This is a genomic window from Vibrio sp. 1-1(7), assembly GCF_013048485.1.
In the GTDB taxonomy this organism is placed as follows: domain Bacteria; phylum Pseudomonadota; class Gammaproteobacteria; order Enterobacterales; family Vibrionaceae; genus Vibrio; species Vibrio fujianensis.
Window position 1 is genome coordinate 1,677,675 of record NZ_VHSP01000001.1, and the last position, 25,308, is coordinate 1,702,982.

General features: G+C 44.0%; 23 protein-coding genes and 9 tRNA genes. 22 read left to right on the forward strand and 10 right to left on the reverse strand.

What is annotated here, in order from left to right:
• Positions 1–24 precede the first annotated feature (24 nt).
• Together glsB and trmB are read right to left on the reverse strand one after the other, a co-directional pair.
• Complete coding sequence (gene glsB, locus FKN05_RS07680; RefSeq protein ID WP_170887190.1) at positions 25–945, reverse strand: glutaminase B; 921 nt, start codon at positions 943–945, stop codon at positions 25–27.
• A gap of 134 nt (positions 946–1,079) precedes the next feature.
• A complete protein-coding gene (gene trmB, locus FKN05_RS07685) occupies positions 1,080–1,799 on the reverse strand; it encodes a tRNA (guanosine(46)-N7)-methyltransferase TrmB (protein ID WP_161427759.1) in 720 nt (239 codons plus the stop codon).
• A gap of 286 nt (positions 1,800–2,085) precedes the next feature.
• Between trmB and mutY the strand changes: the two genes are divergently transcribed.
• The 12 genes from mutY to FKN05_RS07745 all read left to right on the forward strand — a co-directional run bounded on the left by mutY (position 2,086) and on the right by FKN05_RS07745 (position 6,013).
• Positions 2,086–3,141 carry an A/G-specific adenine glycosylase gene (gene mutY, locus FKN05_RS07690; protein WP_099611722.1) on the forward strand — a complete coding sequence of 352 codons (1,056 nt, stop codon included), beginning with the start codon at positions 2,086–2,088 and terminating at the stop codon, positions 3,139–3,141.
• Positions 3,142–3,161: 20 nt separating this feature from the next.
• Positions 3,162–3,437: an oxidative damage protection protein gene (locus FKN05_RS07695; RefSeq protein ID WP_099611721.1), complete on the forward strand. Its 276-nt coding sequence runs from the start codon at positions 3,162–3,164 to the stop codon at positions 3,435–3,437.
• Between the two features lie 70 nt (positions 3,438–3,507).
• Positions 3,508–4,644: a membrane-bound lytic murein transglycosylase MltC gene (gene mltC / locus FKN05_RS07700; RefSeq protein ID WP_170887191.1), complete on the forward strand. Its 1,137-nt coding sequence runs from the start codon at positions 3,508–3,510 to the stop codon at positions 4,642–4,644.
• Positions 4,645–4,752: 108 nt separating this feature from the next.
• Positions 4,753–4,828: transfer RNA gene (locus tag FKN05_RS07705), tRNA-Phe, on the forward strand.
• A gap of 53 nt (positions 4,829–4,881) precedes the next feature.
• Positions 4,882–4,957 (forward strand) — tRNA-Thr (locus tag FKN05_RS07710).
• A 6-nt stretch (positions 4,958–4,963) separates the two neighbouring features.
• Positions 4,964–5,039: transfer RNA gene (locus tag FKN05_RS07715), tRNA-Phe, on the forward strand.
• A gap of 12 nt (positions 5,040–5,051) precedes the next feature.
• Positions 5,052–5,127: transfer RNA gene (locus FKN05_RS07720), tRNA-Asn, on the forward strand.
• Positions 5,128–5,516: 389 nt separating this feature from the next.
• Positions 5,517–5,592: transfer RNA gene (locus tag FKN05_RS07725), tRNA-Phe, on the forward strand.
• A 52-nt stretch (positions 5,593–5,644) separates the two neighbouring features.
• Positions 5,645–5,720: transfer RNA gene (locus FKN05_RS07730), tRNA-Thr, on the forward strand.
• Between the two features lie 17 nt (positions 5,721–5,737).
• Positions 5,738–5,813 (forward strand) — tRNA-Asn (locus tag FKN05_RS07735).
• Between the two features lie 37 nt (positions 5,814–5,850).
• Positions 5,851–5,926: transfer RNA gene (locus FKN05_RS07740), tRNA-Thr, on the forward strand.
• Positions 5,927–5,937: 11 nt separating this feature from the next.
• Positions 5,938–6,013 (forward strand) — tRNA-Asn (locus tag FKN05_RS07745).
• 118 nt (positions 6,014–6,131) lie between these two features.
• Here FKN05_RS07745 and djlA read toward each other — a convergent pair.
• Complete coding sequence (gene djlA / locus FKN05_RS07750; RefSeq protein WP_099611719.1) at positions 6,132–6,998, reverse strand: co-chaperone DjlA; 867 nt, start codon at positions 6,996–6,998, stop codon at positions 6,132–6,134.
• A gap of 147 nt (positions 6,999–7,145) precedes the next feature.
• Between djlA and lptD the strand changes: the two genes are divergently transcribed.
• The 6 genes from lptD to apaH all read left to right on the forward strand — a co-directional run bounded on the left by lptD (position 7,146) and on the right by apaH (position 14,176).
• Positions 7,146–9,497, forward strand: a complete 2,352-nt coding sequence (gene lptD / locus FKN05_RS07755; RefSeq protein ID WP_099611718.1) for an LPS assembly protein LptD — start codon at positions 7,146–7,148, stop codon at positions 9,495–9,497.
• 311 nt (positions 9,498–9,808) lie between these two features.
• Complete coding sequence (gene surA, locus FKN05_RS07760) at positions 9,809–11,104, forward strand: peptidylprolyl isomerase SurA (protein ID WP_099611717.1); 1,296 nt, start codon at positions 9,809–9,811, stop codon at positions 11,102–11,104.
• Positions 11,094–12,107 carry a 4-hydroxythreonine-4-phosphate dehydrogenase PdxA gene (pdxA, locus tag FKN05_RS07765; RefSeq protein ID WP_099611716.1) on the forward strand — a complete coding sequence of 338 codons (1,014 nt, stop codon included), beginning with the start codon at positions 11,094–11,096 and terminating at the stop codon, positions 12,105–12,107. Before surA ends, pdxA begins: the two co-directional genes overlap by 11 nt.
• Positions 12,097–12,903 carry a 16S rRNA (adenine(1518)-N(6)/adenine(1519)-N(6))-dimethyltransferase RsmA gene (gene rsmA / locus FKN05_RS07770; RefSeq protein WP_099611715.1) on the forward strand — a complete coding sequence of 269 codons (807 nt, stop codon included), beginning with the start codon at positions 12,097–12,099 and terminating at the stop codon, positions 12,901–12,903. The genes pdxA and rsmA overlap by 11 nt, the downstream gene beginning before the upstream one ends.
• A 66-nt stretch (positions 12,904–12,969) precedes the next feature.
• Positions 12,970–13,350, forward strand: a complete 381-nt coding sequence (gene apaG, locus FKN05_RS07775; protein ID WP_161427217.1) for a Co2+/Mg2+ efflux facilitator ApaG/CorD — start codon at positions 12,970–12,972, stop codon at positions 13,348–13,350.
• 10 nt (positions 13,351–13,360) lie between these two features.
• The gene (gene apaH, locus FKN05_RS07780; RefSeq protein ID WP_161427218.1) at positions 13,361–14,176 is read left to right on the forward strand and encodes a bis(5'-nucleosyl)-tetraphosphatase (symmetrical) ApaH; all 816 of its coding nucleotides are present in this window, start codon (positions 13,361–13,363) and stop codon (positions 14,174–14,176) included.
• Positions 14,177–14,193: 17 nt separating this feature from the next.
• Here apaH and folA read toward each other — a convergent pair whose 3' ends face one another.
• From folA to rplU, 6 genes are all read right to left on the reverse strand, one after another.
• Complete coding sequence (gene folA, locus FKN05_RS07785; RefSeq protein WP_170887192.1) at positions 14,194–14,694, reverse strand: type 3 dihydrofolate reductase; 501 nt, start codon at positions 14,692–14,694, stop codon at positions 14,194–14,196.
• 38 nt (positions 14,695–14,732) lie between these two features.
• Complete coding sequence (locus FKN05_RS07790; RefSeq protein ID WP_170887193.1) at positions 14,733–15,206, reverse strand: threonine/serine exporter family protein; 474 nt, start codon at positions 15,204–15,206, stop codon at positions 14,733–14,735.
• A 2-nt stretch (positions 15,207–15,208) separates the two neighbouring features.
• On the reverse strand, positions 15,209–15,970 hold the full coding sequence (locus FKN05_RS07795; protein WP_099611710.1) for a threonine/serine exporter family protein: 762 nt from the start codon (positions 15,968–15,970) through the stop codon (positions 15,209–15,211).
• Positions 15,971–16,119: 149 nt separating this feature from the next.
• The gene (cgtA, locus tag FKN05_RS07800) at positions 16,120–17,289 is read right to left on the reverse strand and encodes an Obg family GTPase CgtA (RefSeq protein WP_099611709.1); all 1,170 of its coding nucleotides are present in this window, start codon (positions 17,287–17,289) and stop codon (positions 16,120–16,122) included.
• A 212-nt stretch (positions 17,290–17,501) separates the two neighbouring features.
• Positions 17,502–17,759: a 50S ribosomal protein L27 gene (gene rpmA, locus FKN05_RS07805; RefSeq protein ID WP_078926511.1), complete on the reverse strand. Its 258-nt coding sequence runs from the start codon at positions 17,757–17,759 to the stop codon at positions 17,502–17,504.
• A gap of 20 nt (positions 17,760–17,779) precedes the next feature.
• A complete protein-coding gene (gene rplU / locus FKN05_RS07810; RefSeq protein WP_078926510.1) occupies positions 17,780–18,091 on the reverse strand; it encodes a 50S ribosomal protein L21 in 312 nt (103 codons plus the stop codon).
• A 271-nt stretch (positions 18,092–18,362) separates the two neighbouring features.
• Between rplU and ispB the strand changes: the two genes are divergently transcribed.
• Positions 18,363–19,334: an octaprenyl diphosphate synthase gene (gene ispB, locus FKN05_RS07815; RefSeq protein ID WP_099611708.1), complete on the forward strand. Its 972-nt coding sequence runs from the start codon at positions 18,363–18,365 to the stop codon at positions 19,332–19,334.
• A gap of 104 nt (positions 19,335–19,438) precedes the next feature.
• On the opposite strand, the gene mdh is transcribed toward ispB, so the two are convergent.
• Positions 19,439–20,371, reverse strand: coding sequence for a malate dehydrogenase (gene mdh / locus FKN05_RS07820; protein ID WP_099611707.1), 933 nt, complete (start codon positions 20,369–20,371; stop codon positions 19,439–19,441).
• Between the two features lie 317 nt (positions 20,372–20,688).
• On the opposite strand from mdh, the gene argR reads away from it, so the two are divergent.
• The 3 genes from argR (at position 20,689) to FKN05_RS07835 (ending at position 25,223) form a co-directional block, all read left to right on the forward strand.
• Positions 20,689–21,159 carry a transcriptional regulator ArgR gene (gene argR, locus FKN05_RS07825; RefSeq protein ID WP_099611706.1) on the forward strand — a complete coding sequence of 157 codons (471 nt, stop codon included), beginning with the start codon at positions 20,689–20,691 and terminating at the stop codon, positions 21,157–21,159.
• A gap of 348 nt (positions 21,160–21,507) precedes the next feature.
• Positions 21,508–22,476 carry a TAXI family TRAP transporter solute-binding subunit gene (locus tag FKN05_RS07830; RefSeq protein ID WP_099611705.1) on the forward strand — a complete coding sequence of 323 codons (969 nt, stop codon included), beginning with the start codon at positions 21,508–21,510 and terminating at the stop codon, positions 22,474–22,476.
• Between the two features lie 167 nt (positions 22,477–22,643).
• Positions 22,644–25,223, forward strand: coding sequence for a TRAP transporter permease (locus tag FKN05_RS07835; protein WP_170887194.1), 2,580 nt, complete (start codon positions 22,644–22,646; stop codon positions 25,221–25,223).
• Positions 25,224–25,308 lie beyond the last annotated feature (85 nt).

Sequence of the window (25,308 nt, forward strand, 5' to 3'; positions counted from 1 at the left end):
CGATCCTCACTATTGGTGAGGATCTTAGAAAATTGATCGCCCTATCCGCTCAGACAATAATTCCAACGCTTTAGTGCCTGCCAGTGAGTTCCCCGATGAATTAAGTTCAGGTGACCAAACCGCAATAGTCATTTCTCCCGGGACTATCGCAATAATTCCACCACCAACGCCTGATTTGCCAGGCATGCCGACTCGATAAGCAAATTCTCCCGCCTCATCATAAAGACCACAGGTCGCCAGTAATGCATTTAATTGTTTACTTTGCGTAGCGCTGATCACACGCTGCCCTGTTTGTACAGAAACGCCCTTATTCGCTAAATAACTAAACGTTTTCGCCAGTTCAATACAACTCATTTTCAGCGCACAAGCGTGAAAATAATTGTTCAGTACGGGAATAACATCATTGTCAAAATTACCAAATGAACGCATTAAGTAGGCAATCGCCGCATTACGATCGCTGTGTTGCATTTCTGATGCAGCCACCACTTTGTCATACACAATTTGTGGCTCACCACTGAGTTGGCGTACAAATTCGAGTAACCGTTGCCGAGGAGCCGATAAGCGACTATGCAGCATATCTGCAATCACAATCGCGCCGGCATTGATAAAAGGATTACGCGGAATGCCCTGCTCCATTTCGAGCTGAATTAAAGAGTTAAATGCTTGCCCTGAGGGCTCTTTACCAACGCGAAGCCAAAGTTCTTCTGGTTTATAAAGCCCCATCGCTAAGGTGAGACTCAACACTTTAGAAATCGATTGAATTGAAAAACCTTCATCGGCATCCCCGGCGCTTATCACTTCACCTCGGTTGGTATAAACCGCAATGGCTAATTTATGGCTCGCAACCCGCGCTAGGGCAGGTATATAACTGGCCACCTTTCCTTGACCAATTAATGGACGAACTTCATCCAGAATATGCGTCAAAATATCTTTTGTCGGTTTCATGATCTGAGCTTTACTGATTATTATTGTCGAATCGAGCGATTAAAAAAGCCAACACCATGATGAGCACAATGTTGGCTTTACTGTTCTTGTGTGCTGAAACTAGTATCTTTCGCACCTTGCTAGTTTGTCCAGCCTTAACTGATGCGTTGGTATTGAATGTCCCAAACGCCATGCCCCAATCGATGGCCACGCTGTTCAAACTTGGTTAAAGGACGACTTTCCGGACGAGGGATATAATCACCATTCTCAGCAAGGTTAATAAAACCGGGAGCCTGATTCATCACTTCAATCATGTGCTCTGCGTAGTTTTCCCAATCGGTTGCCATATGGAAAACGCCTTGACCAACCAATAATTTCTGACGAACCATCTCGGCAAATTCCAGTTGAACAATACGACGTTTATGGTGGCGTTTTTTATGCCAAGGGTCAGGGAAAAATAGCTGCAAGGTCGCCAAACTGTTATCTGGAATCATATGAGCAAAAACTTCTACTGCATCATGACACATGACACGGAGATTAGTTACACCGGCATCACGAGCCGACGCTAAACAAGCCCCTACACCTGGGCTATGTACTTCAATACCAATAAAGTTTTTCTCTGGCGCATTTTTGGCCATTTCAACCAAAGAAGCGCCCATCCCAAAACCGATTTCCAATACAACAGGATGATCATTACCAAAAACCTCAACCCAATCGAGCCGCTGATCCTGATAATCAATACCCATGGTTGGCCAACACGCTTTCATTGCGGCTTCTTGACCTTTGGTTAACCGACCTTCACGACGGACAAAACTGCGAATTCTACGCATTACTTTACCGTCTTCATTCCGTTCGTTCGTGGTGACTTCACTCATTGATATTGCCTGTCTATTTTTTAATCTTGACTGAAAGGGAGTGTGATTATCCAAAGAATTGCGTGTCGTGCAAGTGTTATTCTTCACTCGTGAATAACCATGGTTCCTGAATAGCCATGGTTCGTGAATAACTATGGTTCGTGAATAACCATGGTTCATAAAAATAAGAGGGGAGTAATCACTATCCTTAATCGCCAAATTGATAACCCTATAATTTATCGGTTGTACTTTGATGCCATTCTATGGTGCAATTTTGTCCCATTATTTTATTATCATTGAGTAAGTTGTGACTCCATTTGCTAAGGCTATTATTACTTGGTACAACGCTTACGGTCGTAAAGACCTTCCCTGGCAACAGAACAAAAGCGCTTATAGTGTCTGGATATCGGAAATCATGCTTCAACAGACGCAAGTAACAACCGTAATTCCTTATTATCAAAAGTTTATCACTCGCTTCCCCAGCGTAGAAGAATTGGCACGGGCTGAACAAGATGAAGTGCTTCATTATTGGACAGGGCTTGGTTATTACGCTAGAGCTCGTAATCTGCACAAAACCGCTAAAATCGTGGTGGAAGAATATAATGGACATTTCCCAACCCAACTTGAACAGATGAATGCGTTACCGGGAGTGGGTCGTTCCACCGCAGCAGCGGTACTTTCCTCTGTCTTTAACAAACCCCACGCGATTTTAGATGGTAATGTAAAACGAACCTTAGCTCGTTGCTTTGCTGTTGAAGGCTGGCCAGGTAAAAAAAACGTAGAAAATCAGCTATGGCAATACGCAGAGCAACATACACCAACTACGGATGTTGATAAATATAACCAAGCAATGATGGATATGGGGGCAATGATTTGTACTCGCAGCAAACCTAAGTGCACACTATGTCCTGTCGCGTCATTCTGTATCGCCAAACAACAAGGTAACCCATTAGATTACCCAGCGAAAAAACCAAAAACGGACAAACCGACCAAACAAACTTGCTTCATTATACTTTATCATCAAGGGGATGTATGGCTTGAACAACGCCCACAAATCGGGATTTGGGGCGGATTATTTTGCTTTCCACAACACAGTGATATGGATATAAAACACACTCTAGCAATGCGTGGAATCAGCAATACTCAAATCCAGCATCAAAAAACCTTAATTGCCTTTCGACACACTTTTAGTCATTACCATTTGGATATCACCCCTGTTCTATTAGAATTGACCGATAAACCCAACATCATCATGGAAGGAAACAAAGGTCTTTGGTATAACTTAACTCGTCCGGAAGAAGTCGGTTTAGCTGCCCCCGTTAAGCAGTTAATCAGCGGCCTGCCGTTTGAAATTCATTCATAATTCATCAAGAGGAAATAATTATGAGTCGCACGGTATTTTGTGCTCGTTTACAAAAAGAAGCTGACGGTCTGGATTTTCAGCTTTATCCAGGAGAATTGGGCAAACGCATCTTCGATAACATCTCTAAAGAAGCTTGGGCCCAATGGCAAACCAAACAAACCATGCTCATCAACGAAAAAAAATTAAATATGATGGATGCTGAACATCGCAAACTGCTTGAGCAAGAGATGGTCAACTTTCTCTTTGAAGGAAAAGAAGTCCATATCGAAGGCTATACCCCACCAAGCGAAGCATAATCTTCATTGATCACCGTTGGAAATTTGGGCTATCGCCCTAATTTCCTCGCTATATTTACCTGAGAAATGCATGAAAAAGTGTCTTTATTGTCTGGCCACGCTATTGGTATTGGTATTGGTCGGTTGTAGCCGAGAGTTTATCGAACGTATTTATGATATTAATTATGAACCAACCAATCGATTTGCGAAAAATCTTGCCCAATTACCCGGTCAATTTGAAAAAGACACCGCAGCACTGGATGCACTGATTCATTCCTTTTCTGGTAATATCGAAAAACGTTGGGGACACAACGCAATCAAGATTGCGGGAAAAAGCAACTATGTTAAATACATAGATAACTACCTCAGTCGTACCGAAGTGAATTTTAGTGACGGTAAAATTTTAGTCGAAACCATCTCACCGACTGATCCAAAAGAACATTTAAAACAAGCGATCATCACCACACTACTAACACCCGACGATCCAGCCAGTGTCGATCTTTTTTCTTCCAAAAATATTGAATTAAAGGGCCAGCCTTTTTTATACCAACAAGTGCTCGATCAAGATAAAAAACCGATCCAATGGCGCTGGCGCGCAAACCGCTTTGCTGATTACTTGATAGCGCATCATCTCAAAGTCAAGCAAGTCGACTTTAAAAAATCCTATTACGTAGAAATTCCAATGGTTGAAGACCAAATGCAGATCCGCAGCTATCAATATGCCGATATTGTTCGTCGCGCTTCACGTAAATACGACATCCCAGAAGATTTGATCTACGCGATCATTAAAACCGAAAGTAGTTTTAACCCTTACGCGGTCAGCTGGGCCAATGCCTATGGTTTGATGCAGGTTGTACCTAAAACCGCAGGGCGTGACGTATTTAATTTAGTCAAAAATCGTGCTGGAGAACCTTCACCAGAATATCTGTTTAACCCTGAAAATAATATTGATACCGGCACAGCCTACTTCTACCTCCTTAAAAATCGTTATTTGAAAGATGTTCGTCATCCCCTTTCTCTTGAATACAGCATGATTTCTGCTTACAACGGAGGCGCTGGCGGGGTACTCCGAACATTCCATCGAGATCGACAACGAGCAATGAATGATTTAAATCGTTTACAACCCAATCAAGTTTATTGGGCATTAACTAAAAAACATCCCAATGCAGAAGCAAGACGCTACCTTGAAAAAGTTACTCGCTATAAACAAGATTTTCATAAGAAATAAGAAAAACCACAAAATTGCCTAAAATAGCGACGCTTGAAGCGGTTTTTCAGTTTTTTTCTAAAAACCAGTTGACGTGGCAGAGGAAAATCCGTTTAATAGCGCTCCGTTGCCCGGATAGCTCAGTCGGTAGAGCAGAGGATTGAAAATCCTCGTGTCGGTGGTTCGATTCCGCCTCCGGGCACCACAAATTTTATTGTTGGTGCTGTTTTCAGTAGCAACAAGCAATAAATTAAGTGCGCCGACTTAGCTCAGTAGGTAGAGCAACTGACTTGTAATCAGTAGGTCACCAGTTCGATTCCGGTAGTCGGCACCATTTATTGCCTCGATAGCTCAGTCGGTAGAGCAGAGGATTGAAAATCCTCGTGTCGGTGGTTCGATTCCGCCTCGAGGCACCATATTAAAGCTGTTCCTCCTTAGCTCAGTTGGTAGAGCGACGGACTGTTAATCCGCAGGTCGCTGGTTCGAGCCCAGCAGGAGGAGCCACTATTCAAAGCCCAGTCACTGACTGGGCTTTTGTTTTTTTTATTCTTTATGACGCCCGCTCAATCGCTTATTCCTTCGTTGCTCAACGCTTCCATCATCGCCTTGATGTACTTTCCTGCTTGCTCAATAAATCAACATCAATAATGACGTTAGAGAAACTAAGCTTTCTGATAAAAAGAAAAGCCTCGTTAGGTGACTTTTCTCTATTTGCTGGGTAAATTTTGCTGCCTCTTGCTTGATTCTGCTTATCTTTAGTGGCCCGTTTCCCTAACGATTCCGATTAAAAATGGATAAAAACAGCCCACTGAGTATAGAAAATCACCAAACGAGTTTTTTTTTGCATTTTACTGTTGACGAAGAATCGGAAAACTCGTTTAATACACTCCGTTGCCTCGATAGCTCAGTCGGTAGAGCAGAGGATTGAAAATCCTCGTGTCGGTGGTTCGATTCCGCCTCGAGGCACCATTATTCAAATGAATATGGGTGCAATACCGATATCATGAAAGGATAAATATGCGCCGGCTTAGCTCAGTTGGTAGAGCAACTGACTTGTAATCAGTAGGTCGCCAGTTCGACTCCGGCAGCCGGCACCATTTATCTAAAAGTTTGTTCCTCCTTAGCTCAGTTGGTAGAGCGACGGACTGTTAATCCGCAGGTCGCTGGTTCGAGCCCAGCAGGAGGAGCCAAATCTTATTAAATAGGGTAACTACCTTGTTTAATTAAGCCGACTTAGCTCAGTAGGTAGAGCAACTGACTTGTAATCAGTAGGTCACCAGTTCGATTCCGGTAGTCGGCACCATTAAAATTTATTCCTCCTTAGCTCAGTTGGTAGAGCGACGGACTGTTAATCCGCAGGTCGCTGGTTCGAGCCCAGCAGGAGGAGCCAAATTTTAAAGCCCAGTCAATGACTGGGCTTTTTTTGTTTTCAGCTAAATCGACGATAATCAATTCTCGGTCACCGGCTACCGAGAATTGAACCTATCACTAAAATAGAGTATCAAACCTTATTTGATCCCCTTCTCTTTTTTTATCAGATCATAAGCATGTTGGATTTCTTGTGATTTTTCTTTTGCCATATTCATCATTTCAGGCGGTAACCCTTTTGCCATCAACTTGTCAGGGTGATGTTCATTCATCAACTTACGATAAGCCCGCTTAATTTCTTTGGCATCCGCGTCCTCACTCACACCCAAAACAGAAAAAGCATCAGCTAATCGATCTTGATTTGTTGCTTGCTGCCATTGATGAGAGCCAGAATGATGGTTTTGTTCACGACCGAAACCGCCAAAGCCACCACCAGATTGAAAACGGAAAGCCGCTTCTTGCATACGCAGACGACGCTCTAGTTGATCCGAAGAAAAACCAAGCCCTTGGGCAACCTTGTGCAGAACCTGCCGCTCACTAGGATGTAATGAGCCATCAGCAAAGGCAGCTGAAATCTGAAGCTCAAGGAAGAATTGTAATAAGTCAAAACGCCCCCCGGTAAAAAATCGCACATTCTCTAGGGTTTCTTGCAGCGGGAAATCAGCACTTTTCCCCTCACGAAACGCCTCTTGTGCAGCGCGACGCTGTTCACCATGCAAGTTCATACGCTCCATCATCACACTGGCAAGGTGAATTTCTTGTTGAGTCACCTGCCCTTTGGCTTTTGCGACATGCCCCATAACAGCAAAAGCAGCTTTAAAAAACTCCTCTTGCCGTTCCGATTGGCTGGGCCCTGAAGTATTAAAGCTTCCACCACCAAATGGGTTCTGGCTACGCTGACGAGCTTTATCAAACTGATGGCCAAGAAAAAGGCCAAAGATTGCGCCAAACGGTCCTCCAAACAGGAAGCCGAAGAAAGCGCCAAGTATTTTGCCAAAAATATGCATTTATGTGCTCTCAATCTATGAATTTTTTAGGTGTGCTGTGGTCTGATAGTGCCGGGAGCGTTAAATTCCTTTATGATAAGGAACATTTTATTGACTTATCACTCCTAAAGTCGGAATCAAACAAGCTCAACAGGATAGTACAACTCGATGTCACGTTTTTCCCGCACATTTTTAGCCGCTTCCATTAGCGCCGCGCTCTTTGCGCCACAAACTCAAGCAGACACTACGGTGGATGAGAGTGTGCAGGAACTGCTCACTATCGATCAATGCTTAGTTGACCAACCTGAATCGGAAAATCCGAGCGCACAGCCTATCAATGTCGAAGCGGATAAGCTAGAAGCAATTCATGGTGAACGAGCGACCTATTCAGGTAACGTCGTGGTGATTCAGGGGCAAAAGCAGATTCATGCCAACAGCGTAACTTTACACCAGCAAGACAATATTGTGATTGCTGAAGGTGAGGTTAAATTTAGTGATGGCCAAGTCAAAGCGACCTCTGATCGTGCAACCAATAATTTAAATACCGATCAGATGACATTGGAAAATACCCAATATCAATTTTTATGTCAGCCCGGTAGAGGGCATGCTGCCTATATTGCCAAAACAGGCAAAGCGATATACGAAATTGATGACGGTTCGATTACTTCGTGTCCTGAAGGCGATAATGCTTGGCGACTGCGGGCATCGAGCATCGATGTGGATCAAAATGAAGAGCGAGCGACTTTTTATAATCCACGCTTGGAAGTGCAAAATATTCCTATTTTTTATTTACCCTACCTAACCGTTCCTATTGGTGACACACGAAAAACCGGCTTCCTCTATCCGAGTTTTTCATACGGATCGCGTGATGGCTTTGAGATCAATGTTCCTTTTTATTGGAACTTAGCGCCCGATTATGACTTAGAAACGTCAGTACGCTATATGGAGAATCGTGGCCCCCAATTGAATGCACTATTTCGTTATCTCACCACATTTGGACAAGGTGATATTAAAGCTGAGTATTTACCGGATGATAACCTTTACCCAGAAAAAGGCGATCGCTGGGCTTTCCAATACAAACATAGCGGTATTTATCAACAAGCATGGAAGTTCGATCTCGACTACTCTCGGGTAAGTGATATTGAATATTTCTCAGATCTCAGCTCTGGTGTTGGTCATCGTGAAGATGGCCAGCTCATTCAACAAGGTCGAGTTACTTATCGAAGTGCGACATGGGATGCATCATTACTCGCGAGAGATTTTCAAGTCTTAACGACGGGCGATAACCAACCCTATCGTTTAATGCCTCAAATTGCGTTTAATTATTATGCGCCTGAAGTATTACGCTACCTAAATTTGGATGTAAAAAGTCATATTTCTCGTTTTGACACCGATGCCCCAGGAAAACCCTCAGCAACGCGTGCTCATATCGAGCCGGGCATAACCATTCCACTCGGCAATACATGGGGAACCTGGACAACTGAAGCTCGGGTACTTGGCACGTATTACAAACAAGATTTAAAAGGAGTCAACAACAGTGACTATCAAGATCTTGAGGAAGAGGTTTCACGAGTCATTCCTGAGTTCAGAACTCATGCTGGAATTATTCTTGAGCGCGATACCGTGTTATTTAATGACTATACCCAAACACTAGAGCCGCAAATTCAATATTTGTATGTTCCAAAAGAAGATCAGAGAAAAATCGCTCTGTATGACACCACCCTGCTGCAAACCGATTACTATGGTTTGTTCCGCAGCCGTAAATACAGCAGTGTTGACTATATCGCGCCAGCGAACCAAATAAGCTATGGAGCATCCACTCGTTTCTTTGATGATCAATACAAAGAGCGGCTAAATATTGCCTTTGGGCAAATTTTCTATCTGGATAAAAGCCTAAAAGCCAGCAATCTAATTTCACCAGCTGAAGAAGAATCACAAAGCAGCTATTCCGCTTGGGCGGTAGAAATGGATTTTAATTATAACGACTACCTCTTCTACCATGGTGGCATGCAATATGATATTGATACTAGCGCCATGCAATTAGCCAACAGTACATTGGAATACCGTTTTACGGATGGCTATCTACAGACCAACTACCGTTATGTCACTAAAGAATATATCGAGAATACGGTTGGCGATACGATTCCTGTGAATCGAATCACCAAAAATGGTATTTCACAAGTTGGGTTACTCGGTGGCTATCAATTAACCCGAAAATGGCAAATGAACGGGCAATATTTTTACGACACAACCACGAGAGAAGCACTCGAGTGGCTAATCGGATTACGCTACACCTCGGACTGCTGGTATATGGGCTTTGCTTATAGTAATCAATTGAAAAGTTGGCAAGGTGACTTTATTACCGATGAACATGCCACACCTGACTATGAAAATAACTTTAGCTTTAATATTGGTATCATTGGCTTTGGCACAAGTGTTCAATCGAGTGAAGGTATGGCAAGCAACAAAGGGTCAAATAACTCGCTCGGCTATGGCCGCCCTTTCTTTTTAAATAACTAATGACGAACCTAGGGGTTGTTGACCTTTCGAGCTGATTTTTGCAGCAATTTGTGGCTTCTTTATACAAGGCAGAGGCTTTGAAATGTAGTGACTCTACTCGAGAAGCCGATAACGCCGTAGAAAGGAGCCACAAATGCTGCCCGAAGGGTTCGGCTAAAAGCGTTTTACTCCTTGTTGAGAGGTATTTTGCTTAGAATAACTAGGCGACAAACCTCTCGCCGCGATTAAAACGCTTTTATCTCGAACAAAATTTAACCGCGAAAGGTCAACAGACCCTAGCTTTAGGCTCATCGATTTTGATAGGACATGGAATGAAATTGTGGACCACCGCATTATGCACGTTAATCACGCTGCTTGGTACGACCGCCGTACAGGCACAGCCCGTTGAATTAGATCGGGTTGCCGTCATCGTCAACAGTGGTGTTATTTTAGAAAGTGAGATTGAGAGTGCGCTGCTAACAGTTAAAGCGAACGCAAAACAAAATCAACAAACACTTCCAGCAGGAAATGTCTTACGTGAACAGGTTATCGAAAAGCTGATTATAGATACCCTACAACAACAAGAAGCGCAACGCATTGGGGTACGTATTGACGATAATCGCTTAAATGATGCCATCGTTGAAATTGCTGACAATAATCAGCAAACCCCAACACAATTTCGCGCCTCCCTTGCCGAAGAAGGGTTAACCTACGCTGAATTTCGCGAACAAGTGAGAAAAGAAATGGCCGCCAGTGAAGCGCGTAATGCTTTAGTGCGTCGCCGAATTAATATTATTCCCGCAGAAGTGGAAACATTGGCTGAATTACTCGCCCAAGAAACCAACGCTGCCGTTCAATATAAAATTAGCCACATACAACTACGTTTCAATCAAGATCAAGAAAAATCACAGGTTGAAGAGCAAGCCAAAAAACTGGTCGAACAACTCAATAACGGCTCAGACTTCAAAACTTTAGCGATCACCTACTCCAAAGGCCCTAAAGCGCTACAAGGCGGAGATTGGGGATGGATGCGTAAAGAAGAGATGCCAACCATTTTTGCCGACCAGATAAAAATGCAAAATAAAGGCAGTATTATTGGCCCATTTCGCAGTGGTGTCGGTTTTCATATCCTGAAAATTGATGATGTAAAAGGGTTAGAAACGGTTGCAGTAACCGAAGTTAATGCGCGACATATTTTGATTAAACCGACCATTATCTTGAGTGATGAAGGTGCCCAGAAGCAACTTGAGGAATTTATTCGCCGAATTCAGGCCGGAGAAGCAAGCTTTGCTGAATTAGCCCAACAATACAGTCAAGATCCTGGCTCGGCAGCGCAAAACGGTGAATTAGGCTATCAAACCCCTGATATCTATGTTCCTGAGTTTAAACACCAAATTGAAACACTCGCGGTAGGAAGTATTAGTCAACCCTTTAAGACCGTCCATGGCTGGCATATTGTTGAAGTACTGGATCGCCGTAATGTCGATCGAACCGATACGGCCTTGAAAAATCGAGCTTATCGTATTCTATTTAACCGAAAATTCAATGAAGAAGCCAGCGCTTGGCTACAAGAGTTAAGAGCCGCCGCCTTTGTCGAAGTGTTAGAGGATAATCAAGATGACGATTAAGCGCATTATTGTTACGGCAGGAGAGCCAGCTGGCATAGGCCCTGATCTTGTACTTGAGCTGTCTAAAGAGAGTTGGCCTCATCAAGTGGTCGTCTGTGCGGATAAAAGCATGCTCATACAGCGGGCTCAGGCTCTGGGTATTGCTGTCGAGCTAATTGACTATGATCCAACTGACTCACCTCAGCCTCAACAAGCGGGTTCTTTAGTCGTAGAACATATTCCAGTGGCCGAAAGGGTTATTCCTGGTCAGCTCAATACCGCGAATGGTCATTATGTCTTAAAAACATTAGAAAGAGCCGCTTTAGGCTGTATGAATCACGAATTTGATGCTATTGTCACCGGCCCTGTGCATAAAGGGGTAATTAACCGGTCAGGCGTAGCATTTAGTGGCCACACTGAGTTTTTTGCTGAGCAATCTAATACCCCCCTAGTGGTGATGATGCTAGCAACAGAAGGGCTTCGTGTCGCTTTGGTGACGACTCATATCCCACTAGCTTATGTAGCAAAAGCGGTGACTGCTGAGCGGTTAGAAAAAATTATTCATATTCTCCACAAGGACTTAGTAGAGAAGTTTGCGATTGAAAAACCAGCCATCTATGTCTGCGGCCTCAATCCACATGCGGGAGAAGAGGGTGTTCTTGGTCATGAAGAGATCGACACCATCACCCCAACCTTGGAAAAACTACGTCAGCAAGAAGGTATCAATCTGATCGGGCCATTACCTGCTGATACTATCTTTAATGACAAATATTTACAGCAAGCTGATGCCGTATTAGGCATGTATCATGATCAAGTGCTACCTGTGTTAAAATATAAAGGTTTTGGGTGTTCAGTTAATATTACTTTAGGCCTGCCTTTTATTCGTACCTCAGTCGACCACGGTACAGCATTAGATCTTGCCGCAAGTGGGAAAGCCGAGGTGGGTAGTTTTAAAACAGCTCTCGCTCACGCAATAGCGCTTGTTGATAAAAATGCAATAATTCGAGAAAACTATGAGAAATGATGTCCATTTAGGGCACAAAGCGCGTAAACGTTTTGGTCAAAACTTTTTAAACGATCCTTATATCATCGATGGTATTGTTTCTGCGATCAATCCTCTGCCTGGACAAAACCTAGTTGAGATTGGGCCAGGTTTGGGGGCAATTACTGAGCCCGTGGGTCGTGAAGTCGATAAATTTACTGTCATTGAGCTCGATCGTGATCTCGCTGAGCGTTTACGCAACCATCCTGAGTTATCGAGCAAGTTGACGATTCACGAAGGCGATGCCATGCGCTTCGACTTCAGCCAATTGGTTCAGTCCAACAACAAGCTACGAATTTTTGGCAACTTACCCTATAACATTTCTACGCCATTGATGTTCCATTTGTTTGAATACCACAAAGATATTCAAGATATGCACTTCATGCTGCAAAAAGAGGTAGTCAATCGCTTAGCGGCGGGCCCGGGAAGTAAAGCCTACGGACGATTAACCGTTATGGCACAATATTACTGCAAAGTCGTTCCCGTATTAGAGGTGCCGCCTAGCGCATTTGTCCCACCACCAAAAGTGGAGTCAGCAGTAGTCAGGCTCGTTCCTTATGAACAACTTCCACACCCAACGACCAGCCTAAAATGGCTAGATAGAGTGGTACGAGAAGGCTTTAACCAACGACGTAAGACTGTGCGTAATTGCTATAAAGGCCTCGTGAATGATGATACTTTTGCTAAATTGGATATCAATCCTAGCATGCGGCCTGAAAACCTGACGTTGGCACAATTCGTTGCCATGGCTAACTGGCTTGATGCTCAACAAGCTTAAAAGGGTAAGGATGGTCAACACACCATCCTTATTTTCTTCGTTTGGATAGAAGAATAAGGAGCGCTTATGAAGACTTCGCAACCTTGTATCAAGATTCAGGTTCAAACAAAATACATCGCTGAGCAGTCAGAACCGCACCACCACCGTTATGTCTTCGCATATTTAATTACCCTTAGAAATCTCAGTCATGAAACGGTGCAATTGACTCATCGCCATTGGCTAATTACGGACTCCAATGGCAAACAAATGCATGTGGAAGGCGAAGGTGTCGTCGGTGAACAACCAGTTATTGCCGCCAATGATGAATACACATACAGCAGTGGTACTGCGCTAGCAACTCCGGTTGGTGTCATGCAAGGACATTACACATTTCTTGACCAAGTGGGCGATACTTTTATCACGGAAATTGAACCATTCCGCTTGGCTGTCCCTAACGTATTAAATTAACGGAGTGATTGTGGCGAACTATATTATCGGTGATATACAAGGATGCGTAGCTGAACTACACCAACTGCTTAAACTGGCCGACTTTACTCCCGAGCAGGATACTTTATGGTTAGCCGGTGACTTGGTTGCTAGAGGTCCGAACTCATTAGAAACACTACGTTTTATCCAAGGGCTTGGTGATTCAGCAAAAGCCGTTCTAGGTAATCACGACTTGCATTTATTGGCGGTTGCACAGGGGATTCACCCTGTTAAAAGTAAAGACAAAACTCTGGCTATTTTTGAAGCTGACGATGCCGATGAACTTTTAGATTGGGTACGCCATCTTCCCTTATTAGTAGAGCACCCTGAATTTGTCGTAACACATGCGGGCATTTCCCCACAATGGGATTTAGCTACGGCAAGAGCCTCAGCTCAAGAAGTCGAACAGCTGTTACGCAGCCCGAAGTTTCCATGGTTATTAGCGAATATGTACGCTAATACGCCCGATCTCTGGGATACAAACTTACAAGGCATTGAACGTTATCGCTATATTATTAACACCTTCACTCGTATGCGTTTTTGCTTTAGCGATGGACGGTTAGATATGGCCTGCAAACTTCCTCCAGCACAAGTACCCACCGAAAATTTAATGCCTTGGTTTGCCCTACCACAACGCATCCAACTGGAAAAGACCGTACTATTCGGCCATTGGGCCGCGCTTGAAGGCTATGCAGATGAACAGGTGATCGGATTAGATACTGGCTGCGTATGGGGAGGCCCATTAACCATGTTGCGTTGGGAAGATAAGCAGTACTTCCAGCAGCCAGCATTAGGCAAGAAGTTCTAGGTTCTAGGTTCTAGGTTCTAGGTTCTAGGTTCTACAGACTTCCGTTCTAAAATGGTAAAGTCCATTGAATAGGCGTTTTTCTCATCTGCAGCATAGTGCTCACGATAACACTCATGCCAATCATCCCCCCAATCGGGAAACTGAGTATCTCCGACCAACTGAGCATCAATGTGGGTAATATACAGCTTACTGGCATAGGGTAGACACTCAGCATAGAGACTTCCACCGCCAATAATCATCACTTCAGGTACCTCTCCCGCTTTCGCCAATGCGGCTTCCAGTGAACAAACCACCGCCACACCTTCAATCATCAAGTGAGGATCGCGGCTAATCACAATATTCAACCGTCCCGGTAATGGACGCCCTATCGACTGATAAGTTTTGCGCCCCATAATCACCGGTTTCCCCATCGTACAACGCTTAAACCAAACAAAGTCAGCGGGTAAATGCCACGGCATTTGATTATCTTTACCTATCACTCTCTCGTTGGCCATCGCGGCAATCATGCTGATAATCATCAATAGATCCTCTTCTCGTTTAAGCGCTACTTTCGATATTATACGATGGGTTTACGACGGTAAAATAACAGCCCAGGAACGGCAAGACCAACGGCTAAACCACCAATAATAAACATGGCTTTTAAAAAGTTTTCCATCAAGGTGCCCAGCAACTCAGGAGTAAATCCTAAATGGTTAATTTCCACCATAGCAATCATGGCTTTATAAGCAAAAACACCAGGAACCATCGGAATTAAGGCCGCCACAGTAAACACCTTGGGATGAGCTAAAAAACGACGAGACCACTGTACACCAATCATCCCAACCAGAGTGGCAGAAAAAAACGTCGCCCATTCAATTGGAATGCCAAAATGCATCATTAGATAGCGAGAGCCATGCCCTATCGCCCCCCCTAATGCGCAATATTTTAAAGCGGGGACAGGCACATTAAACACCAGAGCAAACCCAACTGCGGGAATAGAAGCAAACAACATATCGTTGAGTAATCCCCAAAAAAGTGACCATGTCGGCATACTTACCACCCCCAAATTCCGGTTACACTCATTGCTGCGATGATGCCTAAGCTGGTGGCAAAAGTTAATAAACTCGCCATCACAAAGCGAGCGATCCCCATATTAATATAACCTTTCAACATATCAGCAACGGCATTAATCAGAGGAAAACCAGGAACGAGCATCAACACCGATGACGCCATCACTAACGTGGGTTTATTTCCCAATTGATACATCACCGCTTGAGCAGAAATAAGAGAAGTCACGAAAGCGGTCGCGGCAAAATTTAATAGCGGATTAAATTGACGATGACCAATTTCCTGACGAACGATCATCCCGATCGCCGAAGAGAGAAAGGTCATAGCAAAAACAATCCAATCTCCCCCCGCTAATCGACTGAATGCTGAACAAGACAACCCGATCATCACCACCACCAACCAACGATTATAGCGCTCTGGAGTTATACGATTGAGCTTATGCTGGGCCATCGAATAATCGAGTAAGCCTCTTTCCATCAAAATACAAATACGTTGGATCTGAGTAATCACCCGCATATTAATCCCTCGGTCAGCACAGCGCCGAGCGGTGGTAATGCAATGTTGTTGATAAACGGTAGTGACCACTAACGAGCTAGCAGACAATGAAATTTCAACTTCATTCATGCCCAATGCAAAGCCCATCCGGCGCATAATATCACCGATCAAGGTACTTTCCGCACCATGTGCATGTAACATTTGTCCAGCCTGAGCAATTAATCGAGAAACGGCCCTTTGTTTAGATGTCATGATTCCATTCCTAACCATCGAGAGAAATAACTGTCGTATTTTGCAATAATTTTCATCACAACAACATGATTTAGAATATTAAAAAGCCGCAATCAAGATTGCGGCTAACGATAATAGATATTCAGTACAGCCTAATCATATGGCTTTGATTACTCTCGAACATAGATAACATGGCCGTCATCTTCTTCGTCATCCCAATCGTCCCAATCATCATCTTCAGTGACAACATCTTGACCAGACATGGCATCTTTGTGGTAATCATCCCACATGAACTCGACTTTTTGCTCAGCAGAGGCCACTTCCTGCTCACGGGGAAGAGTAGCCATGAAATCAGCCAATTTCATGCATAGCTCTTTAGTGCCTTGGCGGTTAAGCGCGGAAATTTTGAAATATTGATCTTCCCAACCTAATGCATCGAGTACATTTTGGATAATCTCATTCGCCTCTTCCTCTGGCATCAAGTCCACTTTATTGAACACAAGCCAACGAGGTTTTTGGGCTAACTTTTCACTGTATTGCTCAAGCTCGTCCAAGATCGTAAGTGCATTTTGCACGGGATCACTTTGATCAATCGGCATAATATCGATCATATGTAGCAAAACACGACAACGCTCTAGATGTTTTAGGAAACGAATCCCCAAACCTGCGCCATCCGCCGCTCCTTCAATTAAGCCTGGGATATCGGCCACTACAAAGCTCTTTTCTGGCACGACACTCACCACGCCTAAGCTTGGAATTAGAGTGGTAAATGGATAGTCAGCCACTTTAGGTTTTGCAGCCGATACCGCACGAATAAAGGTCGATTTACCTGCATTTGGCAGGCCAAGCATACCTACATCAGCCAGCAGCAATAGCTCTAAGCGAATTTCGCGAACTTCGCCTTTGGTCCCCATGGTTTTCTGCCGTGGTGCACGGTTAACGGAAGATTTAAAGCGAGTATTACCCAACCCATGCCAACCACCTTTGGCGATCATCACTTTCTTACCGTGTTCAGCCACTTCGCCAATCACTTCATTCGTGTGAATATCAACCGCACGAGTACCGACCGGAACGCGTAAAATCTTATCTTTACCTCGTTTACCCGTACAATTCCCCCCACGGCCATTTTCACCCCGTTCTGCTTCATAGAAGCGCTGAAAACGGTAATCGATCAATGTATTGAGGTTTTCATCGGCAAGCATGTAAACATCACCGCCATCACCACCATCACCACCATCCGGGCCGCCTTTAGTAACGAATTTTTCTCGCCAAAAACTAACAACCCCGTTACCACCATCGCCGGCCTGAACTTTTATTACCGATTCATCAACGAATTTCATTTCTTACTCCGCATTACTTGCGTGCACTATCATTGGGTACCCATGATCTCTATTTTAGCAGAAGCTTAAGGTAGCTGGACACCTCCCCCGCTTGCTGCCTAGGAACACATAACAAGTCACCCTAACTTATAGATGACGTGTTATCTGCTCTATTTATAAACAAAAAACCCTACCAAAATGGCAGGGCTTTTACATTCAGCGAGAAACTAAACTTATTCAGCTTCGATGCTAACGAATTTACGGTTCTTAGGACCTTTAGTCTCGAATTTCACTTTACCATCAGATAGAGCGAATAGAGTATGATCTTTACCGATACCTACGTTATTACCAGCGTGGAACTTAGTACCACGTTGGCGAATGATGATATTACCTGCTAATACAGACTCACCACCAAAACGCTTAACACCAAGACGTTTACTTTCTGAATCGCGGCCGTTACGAGTAGAACCACCAGCTTTTTTGTGTGCCATTGTTAAACTCTCCTAATAACTTAAGCGTTGATACCAGTGATTTTCACTTCTGTGAACCACTGACGGTGACCTTGTTGCTTACGAGAGTGTTTACGACGACGGAACTTAACGATTTTAATTTTATCGCCACGACCATGTTGTACCACTTCAGCAGTCACTTTACCGCCCTCTACAAGAGGAGCACCAACTTGAATTTCTTCACCGTTAGCAACAAGAAGAACTTTATCAAATTCAACTGTCGCACCAGTTTCAACGTCTAATTTCTCTAAACGAAGAGTTTGACCTTCGCTTACACGGTGTTGTTTACCACCAGATTGGAAAACAGCGTACATATTTTACTCCGCTCTTTCCGCACAGCCTATGCTTGTAATTTGAGCAAAAAGGGTGTGCGCTAAACTAATCATCAATAGGGCGCAGATTCTACGTGAATGGCGTTCCTATGACAAGCCATATTTGAAAAAAATTGGCGAAAAGCTAATCGCCAAACAAAAGTGGCGCAATCATGCCTTTAAGCCATATATTAATCAATATTTTTTAGTGTATTATTGATCAATTAACGAAGAACATTATGCCTTACAAGCTCTAACTTCAGCCGGATTTATAATGGATTTTAAAGCTATCCAAGCGCTTACTGCCGATGACATGGCAAAAGTGAATGAAACGATACTTGCTCAACTCAATTCTGATGTCTCTCTGATCAATCAACTCGGTTTTTATATTGTCAGCGGAGGCGGAAAACGTCTGCGTCCGCTGCTCGCCATTTTATCGGCCAAAGCATTAGGTTACCAAGGCCAAGGGCACACGCTCGCTGCCGCTTTTATTGAGTTTATTCATACCGCAACATTATTGCACGATGATGTGGTCGATGAGTCGGATATGCGCCGTGGCAAGGCGACAGCCAATGCGATGTTTGGAAACGCTGCCAGTGTCTTAGTCGGCGATTTTATTTATACCCGCTCATTTCAGATGATGACCGAATTAGGATCAATGAAGATCCTAAAACTGATGAGCCACTCGGTTAATGTGATCGCCGAAGGAGAAGTACTTCAGTTAATGAATTGCAATGATCCTGATACCACTGAAGAAAGTTACATGCAGGTGATCTACTCAAAAACCGCACGCTTATTTGAAGCTGCAACGCAGATTGGTGCGGTATTGTCAGCTGCTTCACCAGAAGTTGAGCAAGCACTACAGAACTACGGCCGATACCTAGGAACAGCCTTTCAATTAATCGATGATGTGATGGATTACACCGCCGACGGCAAAGAGATGGGTAAAAACGTCGGAGACGATCTAGCTGAAGGTAAACCAACGCTCCCCTTGCTACATGCCATGCATCATAGCGGCCCAGAACAAGCAGCGATGATCCGTGAAGCGATTGAAAAAGCCAATGGTATGGACAAACTAAACGCTATTTTAGCCGCCATGCATCAAGCGGGCTCACTAGAATATACAACTGCCAAAGCGCAACAAGAAGCGGATAAAGCGATTGCTGAGTTAGCAATCATCCCTGAAAGTGACTATAAACAAGCACTAATTGCTTTGGCTCATATGGCAGTGAAACGGAATAAATAGCCCTTTCACTGTGTTAATTTATAATCACTATGTTAATTCATAAAATCAGATGAAAAAAATGCCGCGATAACTCAGCGGCATTTTTTTTCACGATGGATATTGGTCTATTTAACGAAATCGACCCCAATTTCGATATCTTTATTTAGCGTTTCCAGCATTCCATCCAGCGCGGCCTGCTCATACTCGCTAAGCGCTCCATAGCTAAGGATTTCTTCTACGCCATTTTTACCAAGTTTAACCGGTTGGGCAAAGAATGGAGCGTGTTTGCCATCCCCTTCAACATAAGCATATTCAATGACCGATTCGCCTTGCAGTGCTTTCACTAAAGACAGACCGAAACGGCAAGCAGCTTGTCCCATAGACAGCGTTGCTGAACCGCCACCCGCTTTCGCTTCGACCACTTCTGTTCCTGCATTTTGGATACGCTTTGTAAGCGCTTCAACTTCTTCAGCCGTAAATTCAACCCCTTCCACTTGAGAAAGAAGCGGCAAGATAGTCACGCCAGAGTGCCCGCCAATCACCGGTACACGCACATGACCTGGATCTTTATCTTTCAGTTCAGCAACGAAGGTTTCAGAGCGGATAACATCAAGGGTTGTTACACCAAAAAGCTTCGCTTTGTTATAGACACCGGCTTTTTTCAACACTTCTGCAGCAATAGGAACGGTTGTATTAACTGGGTTGGTAATAATGCCAACACATGCATTTGGACAAACCACGGCAATACGTTCAGCTAACGATTTAACAATGCCTGCGTTCACATTAAAGAGATCCGCTCGATCCATACCCGGCTTACGAGCGACGCCAGCAGAGATAAGCACTATATCAGCACCATCAAGGGCAGGAGTCGGATCCTCACCCGCATAACCTTTAATTGAAACTGGGGTTGGAATATGGCTCAAATCTGCTGCGACACCAGGCGTTACCGGTGCGATATCATAAAGGGCAAGATCTGAACCAGCAGGAAGACGATTTTTCAATAACAGAGCTAGGGCCTGACCGATACCGCCAGCGGCACCAATAACAGCAACTTTCATCGTGGTTCTCCTTGAGAGTTAATCTCTTATAAATGTTTTAGTAGGGTAGATTTAAAACGCTATAGCAAGTACAACTTGATTACAATCAATTAACTTCAGCTTTGCGACTTTGCGCAACTCCCTGAAGCCGTGCTACAACTTAAGGTTCGATTATGACGTCATAATGACTTAATAACAAAAATTTACCCTCTATCTAAACCAAAATCGGAAATTTTTACAGTGACCTTTTAGACAGTTTTGTATCATAATTTGCCACCCTAGTATCGGCTATGTGAAAATACCCATTCATGGTTGATTGAGCGAAAGTAAGAAGAATAATGCGCCATATGGATAAACAAGATAATTTAGTTCGCACTTTTAAAGCGCTACTAAAAGAAGAGCGATTTGGCTCTCAAAGCGATATTGTTGATGCCTTAAAAAATGAAGGTTTTGATAATATTAACCAATCAAAAGTATCACGCATGCTGACCAAATTTGGGGCTGTTCGTACTCGTAATGCCAAAATGGAGATGGTTTATTGTCTTCCGGCAGAACTGGGAGTACCGACAGTATCAAGCTCTTTACGCGAGCTAGTGCTAGATATCGACCACAATAATGCCTTAGTTGTGATTCATACAGGCCCAGGAGCGGCACAACTTATCGCCAGATTACTCGATTCGCTTGGCAAATCAGAAGGTATATTAGGTGTCGTTGCGGGTGATGATACCATCTTTATTACCCCGACTCTCAATATAACAACCAAGCAGTTATTCACCTCAGTTTGTGAACTTTTTGAATATGCCGGTTAATGGCATTTCATACCATGAGTGCATAAAATAAGGATGAAAACAGGTGGATTGATTACCAAATCAACGTGATCCACCTCACATATCGGATAAGTTATCAAGCCGTATAACTTATCTTCCAACTCTTTATTCATCAATTAGTTATCCAGTTAATCAGCTAGGTTCCCCCCACTCTTTCACTAACTTGCCTCACTATATTATTTTACAATTCTATAATTACTTTGCCATTTTTTGCTATTATTCAGTCGCTTTTTCGGTATATGGATTGAAAAAGTTTCGGTTTCTCACTGAAGAAACACCCCGACATTCTCTATTCAATGTTCGGGTAATAACAAAAAGGAAGGGACATTCATGGTATTGAATAAAATCATTAAGATCGGGGCAATTGCCGCAGTAGTGATGGGGTCAAGCACGGTCTATTCGCAGGAATTTATAACCATAGGTACAGGCTCAGTCACAGGCGTTTATTACCCTACTGGAGGCGCTATTTGTCGCTTGGTGAATAAAGATCGTCAGCAGCATAATATTCGTTGCTCTGTTGAATCCACGGGTGGATCTATTTATAACGTCAATACGATTCGAAGTGGCGAGTTAGATTTTGGTATTGTTCAATCCGATTGGCAATATCATGGGTATAACGGCACCAGCCAATTTAAGGCACAAGGGCCAAATAAAAATCTACGGGCGATGTTCTCTCTTCATACCGAACCTTTTAATATTATTGCTCGCACTGACTCAGGAATCCAAAATGTCAACGATCTGGTAGGTAAACGCGTCAACATTGGTAACCCAGGCTCGGGTGACCGCGCAACCATGCAAGTCGTCATGGAGGCTTTTGGATGGACTAACGACAGCTTTAAGCTTGCGGCAGAACTTAAAGGCTCTGAGCGTTCACAAGCCTTGTGTGACAACAAAATTGATGCCTTTATCTACATGGTTGGCCACCCAAATGGTTCAATCAAAGAAGCCACTACTTCTTGTGATGCTAAACTCGTTCCAGCCACGGGGCCCAAAATCACCAAAATTGTTGCAGAACGCCCATACTATGCCTATAGCACAGTACCTGCTGGCATGTACCGCGGAACCGATACTGATGTAACCAGTTTTGGGGTTGCAGCAACATTAGTGACCAGTACCGACGTGTCCGATGAAGTGGCTTACAACGTCGCAAAAGCAGTATTTGAAAATTTTGATACCTTTACTCGCCTTCACCCTGCTTTTGCGACACTGAAAAAAGAAGACATGGTCAAAGCCGGACTTTCAATCCCTCTTCATCCTGGTGCAGTCAAGTACTATAAAGAAGTGGGTCTTTTGAAATAATGGCTTAACATCCATTCCCATCTCGCAATGAGCACTCATGCGAGAGCAGAAAAAGCTCGGAACCTTCCGGGCTTTTTCCCTCAGATAAACCCTTGGCTTTCACTCCGTTAGTAAAGCCACATTTTTTGTCTACCCAATTAAGACCATCAATAATAAGGATAACGTACATGACGCAGGCCAATATCCCGTCACAAGATGTGCAAGAGATGGTTGCACAAGCAGATACCGGAGCAAGAAACCCTAAAGGATTGCCCGGCCGTATTTTATGGTTTGTGCCCCTTTGTTGGTCACTCTTCCAACTTTGGTATGCCTCACCTCTGCCTTTTATCTTTGACTTCGCCATTCTCAACGATACTCAGGCACGTTCCATCCATTTAAGCTTTGCCGTCTTTCTTGCATTTACGGCTTATCCCGCATTAAAAAATTCATCGAGAGAGCATATCCCTCTCACCGATTGGTTACTCGCATTAGCAGGTAGTTTTTCAGCCGCCTACATTTACTTGTTTTATGCCTCATTAGCTGGCCGATCTGGAGCCCCCACTACACCGGATATTATAATCTCGGTAACAGGTATGCTGTTATTACTAGAAGCCACTCGCCGAGCATTAGGCCCTCCACTAATGTGTGTCGCCGGGTTATTTCTCTTTTACACGTTTGCAGGCCCTTACATGCCAGACGTGATTGCTCATAAGGGAGCTAGCGTACAAAAAGCCATGTCACATTTATGGCTAACCACTGAAGGGGTTTTTGGGGTCGCTTTAGGCGTATCTACCTCTTTTGTGTTTTTATTTGTGCTATTTGGAGCCATGCTTGATAGAGCCGGAGCGGGCGCTTACTTTATCAACGTCGCTTTTTCTTTACTTGGCCATATGCGCGGTGGCCCAGCAAAAGCAGCCGTTGTCGCTTCCGGCTTATCCGGCTTAGTTTCAGGCTCTTCCATTGCTAATGTCGTAACCACCGGCACCTTTACCATCCCATTAATGAAACGAGTTGGCTTTCCGGGCACTAAAGCGGGAGCCGTCGAAGTTGCAGCATCAACTAATGGTCAGCTAACACCACCGATCATGGGGGCTGCGGCTTTTTTAATGGTGGAATATGTTGGTATTTCCTATGTTGAAGTTATTCGAGCAGCATTACTCCCTGCGCTGATTTCCTATATTGCGCTGATCTATATTGTGCATTTGGAAGCTTGTAAAGCAGGTATGACGGGGCTTCCACGACGTAAAACCACGACATTAATACAAAGCCTGCTCTCATTTACCGGTACAATATTGGGCCTATGTGTATTAAGCGCCATTGTTTACTATGGTATTGGTTGGACTAAAGAGGCATTTGGTGCTGCTGCAACACCGATAGTGGGAACCGCTCTACTGGTTACGTACCTTCTCTTAGTGCGAGTTGCGGCAAAGTTTAACCATGAAAAAGCACCCAACATCGATCAAAATATACAAGAGATCCCTGAAGTTGGCCCAACCATTAAATCTGGCTTACACTATCTACTCCCTATTGTGGTATTAGTCTGGTGCTTAACCGTTGAACGATTTTCACCAGGACTTTCGGCATTTTGGGCGACCATATTTATGATCTTCATTTTACTGACCCAGCGTCCCTTGATGGCTTGGTTTAATCAGGCGGGGGATGCTTCCACTCAAGCCAAAGTGGGGGTAAATGATTTGCTTGAAAGCCTAGTCTCCGGTGCCAGAAATATGATTGGTATTGGTGTCGCTACCGCCGCTGCCGGAACAGTGGTTGGCGTGGTCACCTTAACAGGAATAGGCTTAGTCATGACCGACTTCGTTGAGTTTGTCTCTGGCGGGAATATTATCTTAATGCTGCTCTTTACTGCCGTGATCAGCCTCTTACTGGGAATGGGGTTGCCAACAACGGCTAACTATATTGTAGTTTCGACCTTAATGGCCCCCGTGATCGTCACTTTAGGCGCACAAAACGGCTTAATTATTCCACTGATAGCAGTCCATTTATTTGTATTTTATTTTGGTATTCTAGCGGATGATACTCCTCCAGTCGGCTTAGCCGCTTTTGCCGCTGCTGCCATCGCTCAATCCGATCCTATCCGTACAGGTATTCAAGGCTTTGCTTATGATATCCGTACCGCGATTTTGCCCTTTATGTTTGTGTTTAATACCCAGCTATTACTGATGGGGATTGATACCTGGTGGCATCTTGCTCTTACCATCGCCTCCGCCATCATCGCGATGCTACTATTTTCAGCGGCAACACAGCGTTGGTGGTTTACTAAAACAAAATGGTGGGAAGTGGTCGCACTATTATTACTAACGTTTACCTTCTTCCGACCCGGTTTTTGGTGGGATATGATTTATCCCGCACAACACATTTATCCTGGAACACAACTTGAATCACTTGTTGAACAAACCCCGGTTGGTCAACCACTTACCATGATTGTCGCAGGAGAAACCTTAACGGGGAACTACGTTTCTAAAACCGTCATGCTGCCCTTTGATGACCAAGCAACCAATGCAGCACAACGTATTGCTTCAATGGGGCTAATCATCAATAAAGCCAATAATCGCATGCTGATTGATATGGTTGAATTTGGTAGCCCCGCGGAAGCGGCAGGCATTGATTTTGATTGGGAAGTTCGTTCGATAATTGTCGACAGCGACCGGCCCATGAAAGAGTGGGTATTCCTCCCTGCCATCTTCTTTACTCTACTATTAGGGTGGAACCAAAAAAGACGAGCAGCTAAACAAGCCTTAGCCGCTTAATATATTGATAATAATCAGACCTATACCCAAGCAATAACGCCACGCTTGGGTATAGTTTTCATCAGTACTAACACAGAGATAATGA

Excerpts from the sequence above, each read along its gene's own strand:
- mdh (WP_099611707.1), bottom strand. The coding sequence starts at position 20,371 with ATGAAAGTTGCTGTTATTGGTGCCGCTGGCGGTATCGGTCAGGCCCTA.
- FKN05_RS07830 (WP_099611705.1), top strand. The coding sequence starts at position 21,508 with ATGGTATTGAATAAAATCATTAAGATCGGGGCAATTGCCGCAGTAGTG.
- glsB (WP_170887190.1), bottom strand. The coding sequence starts at position 945 with ATGAAACCGACAAAAGATATTTTGACGCATATTCTGGATGAAGTTCGT.
- ispB (WP_099611708.1), top strand. The coding sequence starts at position 18,363 with ATGGATTTTAAAGCTATCCAAGCGCTTACTGCCGATGACATGGCAAAA.
- argR (WP_099611706.1), top strand. The coding sequence starts at position 20,689 with ATGCGCCATATGGATAAACAAGATAATTTAGTTCGCACTTTTAAAGCG.
- FKN05_RS07790 (WP_170887193.1), bottom strand. The coding sequence starts at position 15,206 with ATGCCGACATGGTCACTTTTTTGGGGATTACTCAACGATATGTTGTTT.
- cgtA (WP_099611709.1), bottom strand. The coding sequence starts at position 17,289 with ATGAAATTCGTTGATGAATCGGTAATAAAAGTTCAGGCCGGCGATGGT.
- pdxA (WP_099611716.1), top strand. The coding sequence starts at position 11,094 with ATGACGATTAAGCGCATTATTGTTACGGCAGGAGAGCCAGCTGGCATA.
- surA (WP_099611717.1), top strand. The coding sequence starts at position 9,809 with ATGAAATTGTGGACCACCGCATTATGCACGTTAATCACGCTGCTTGGT.
- lptD (WP_099611718.1), top strand. The coding sequence starts at position 7,146 with ATGTCACGTTTTTCCCGCACATTTTTAGCCGCTTCCATTAGCGCCGCG.
- apaG (WP_161427217.1), top strand. The coding sequence starts at position 12,970 with ATGAAGACTTCGCAACCTTGTATCAAGATTCAGGTTCAAACAAAATAC.
- rsmA (WP_099611715.1), top strand. The coding sequence starts at position 12,097 with ATGAGAAATGATGTCCATTTAGGGCACAAAGCGCGTAAACGTTTTGGT.
- djlA (WP_099611719.1), bottom strand. The coding sequence starts at position 6,998 with ATGCATATTTTTGGCAAAATACTTGGCGCTTTCTTCGGCTTCCTGTTT.
- folA (WP_170887192.1), bottom strand. The coding sequence starts at position 14,694 with ATGATTATCAGCATGATTGCCGCGATGGCCAACGAGAGAGTGATAGGT.
- trmB (WP_161427759.1), bottom strand. The coding sequence starts at position 1,799 with ATGAGTGAAGTCACCACGAACGAACGGAATGAAGACGGTAAAGTAATG.
- FKN05_RS07695 (WP_099611721.1), top strand. The coding sequence starts at position 3,162 with ATGAGTCGCACGGTATTTTGTGCTCGTTTACAAAAAGAAGCTGACGGT.
- rpmA (WP_078926511.1), bottom strand. The coding sequence starts at position 17,759 with ATGGCACACAAAAAAGCTGGTGGTTCTACTCGTAACGGCCGCGATTCA.
- rplU (WP_078926510.1), bottom strand. The coding sequence starts at position 18,091 with ATGTACGCTGTTTTCCAATCTGGTGGTAAACAACACCGTGTAAGCGAA.
- FKN05_RS07795 (WP_099611710.1), bottom strand. The coding sequence starts at position 15,970 with ATGACATCTAAACAAAGGGCCGTTTCTCGATTAATTGCTCAGGCTGGA.
- FKN05_RS07835 (WP_170887194.1), top strand. The coding sequence starts at position 22,644 with ATGACGCAGGCCAATATCCCGTCACAAGATGTGCAAGAGATGGTTGCA.
- mltC (WP_170887191.1), top strand. The coding sequence starts at position 3,508 with ATGAAAAAGTGTCTTTATTGTCTGGCCACGCTATTGGTATTGGTATTG.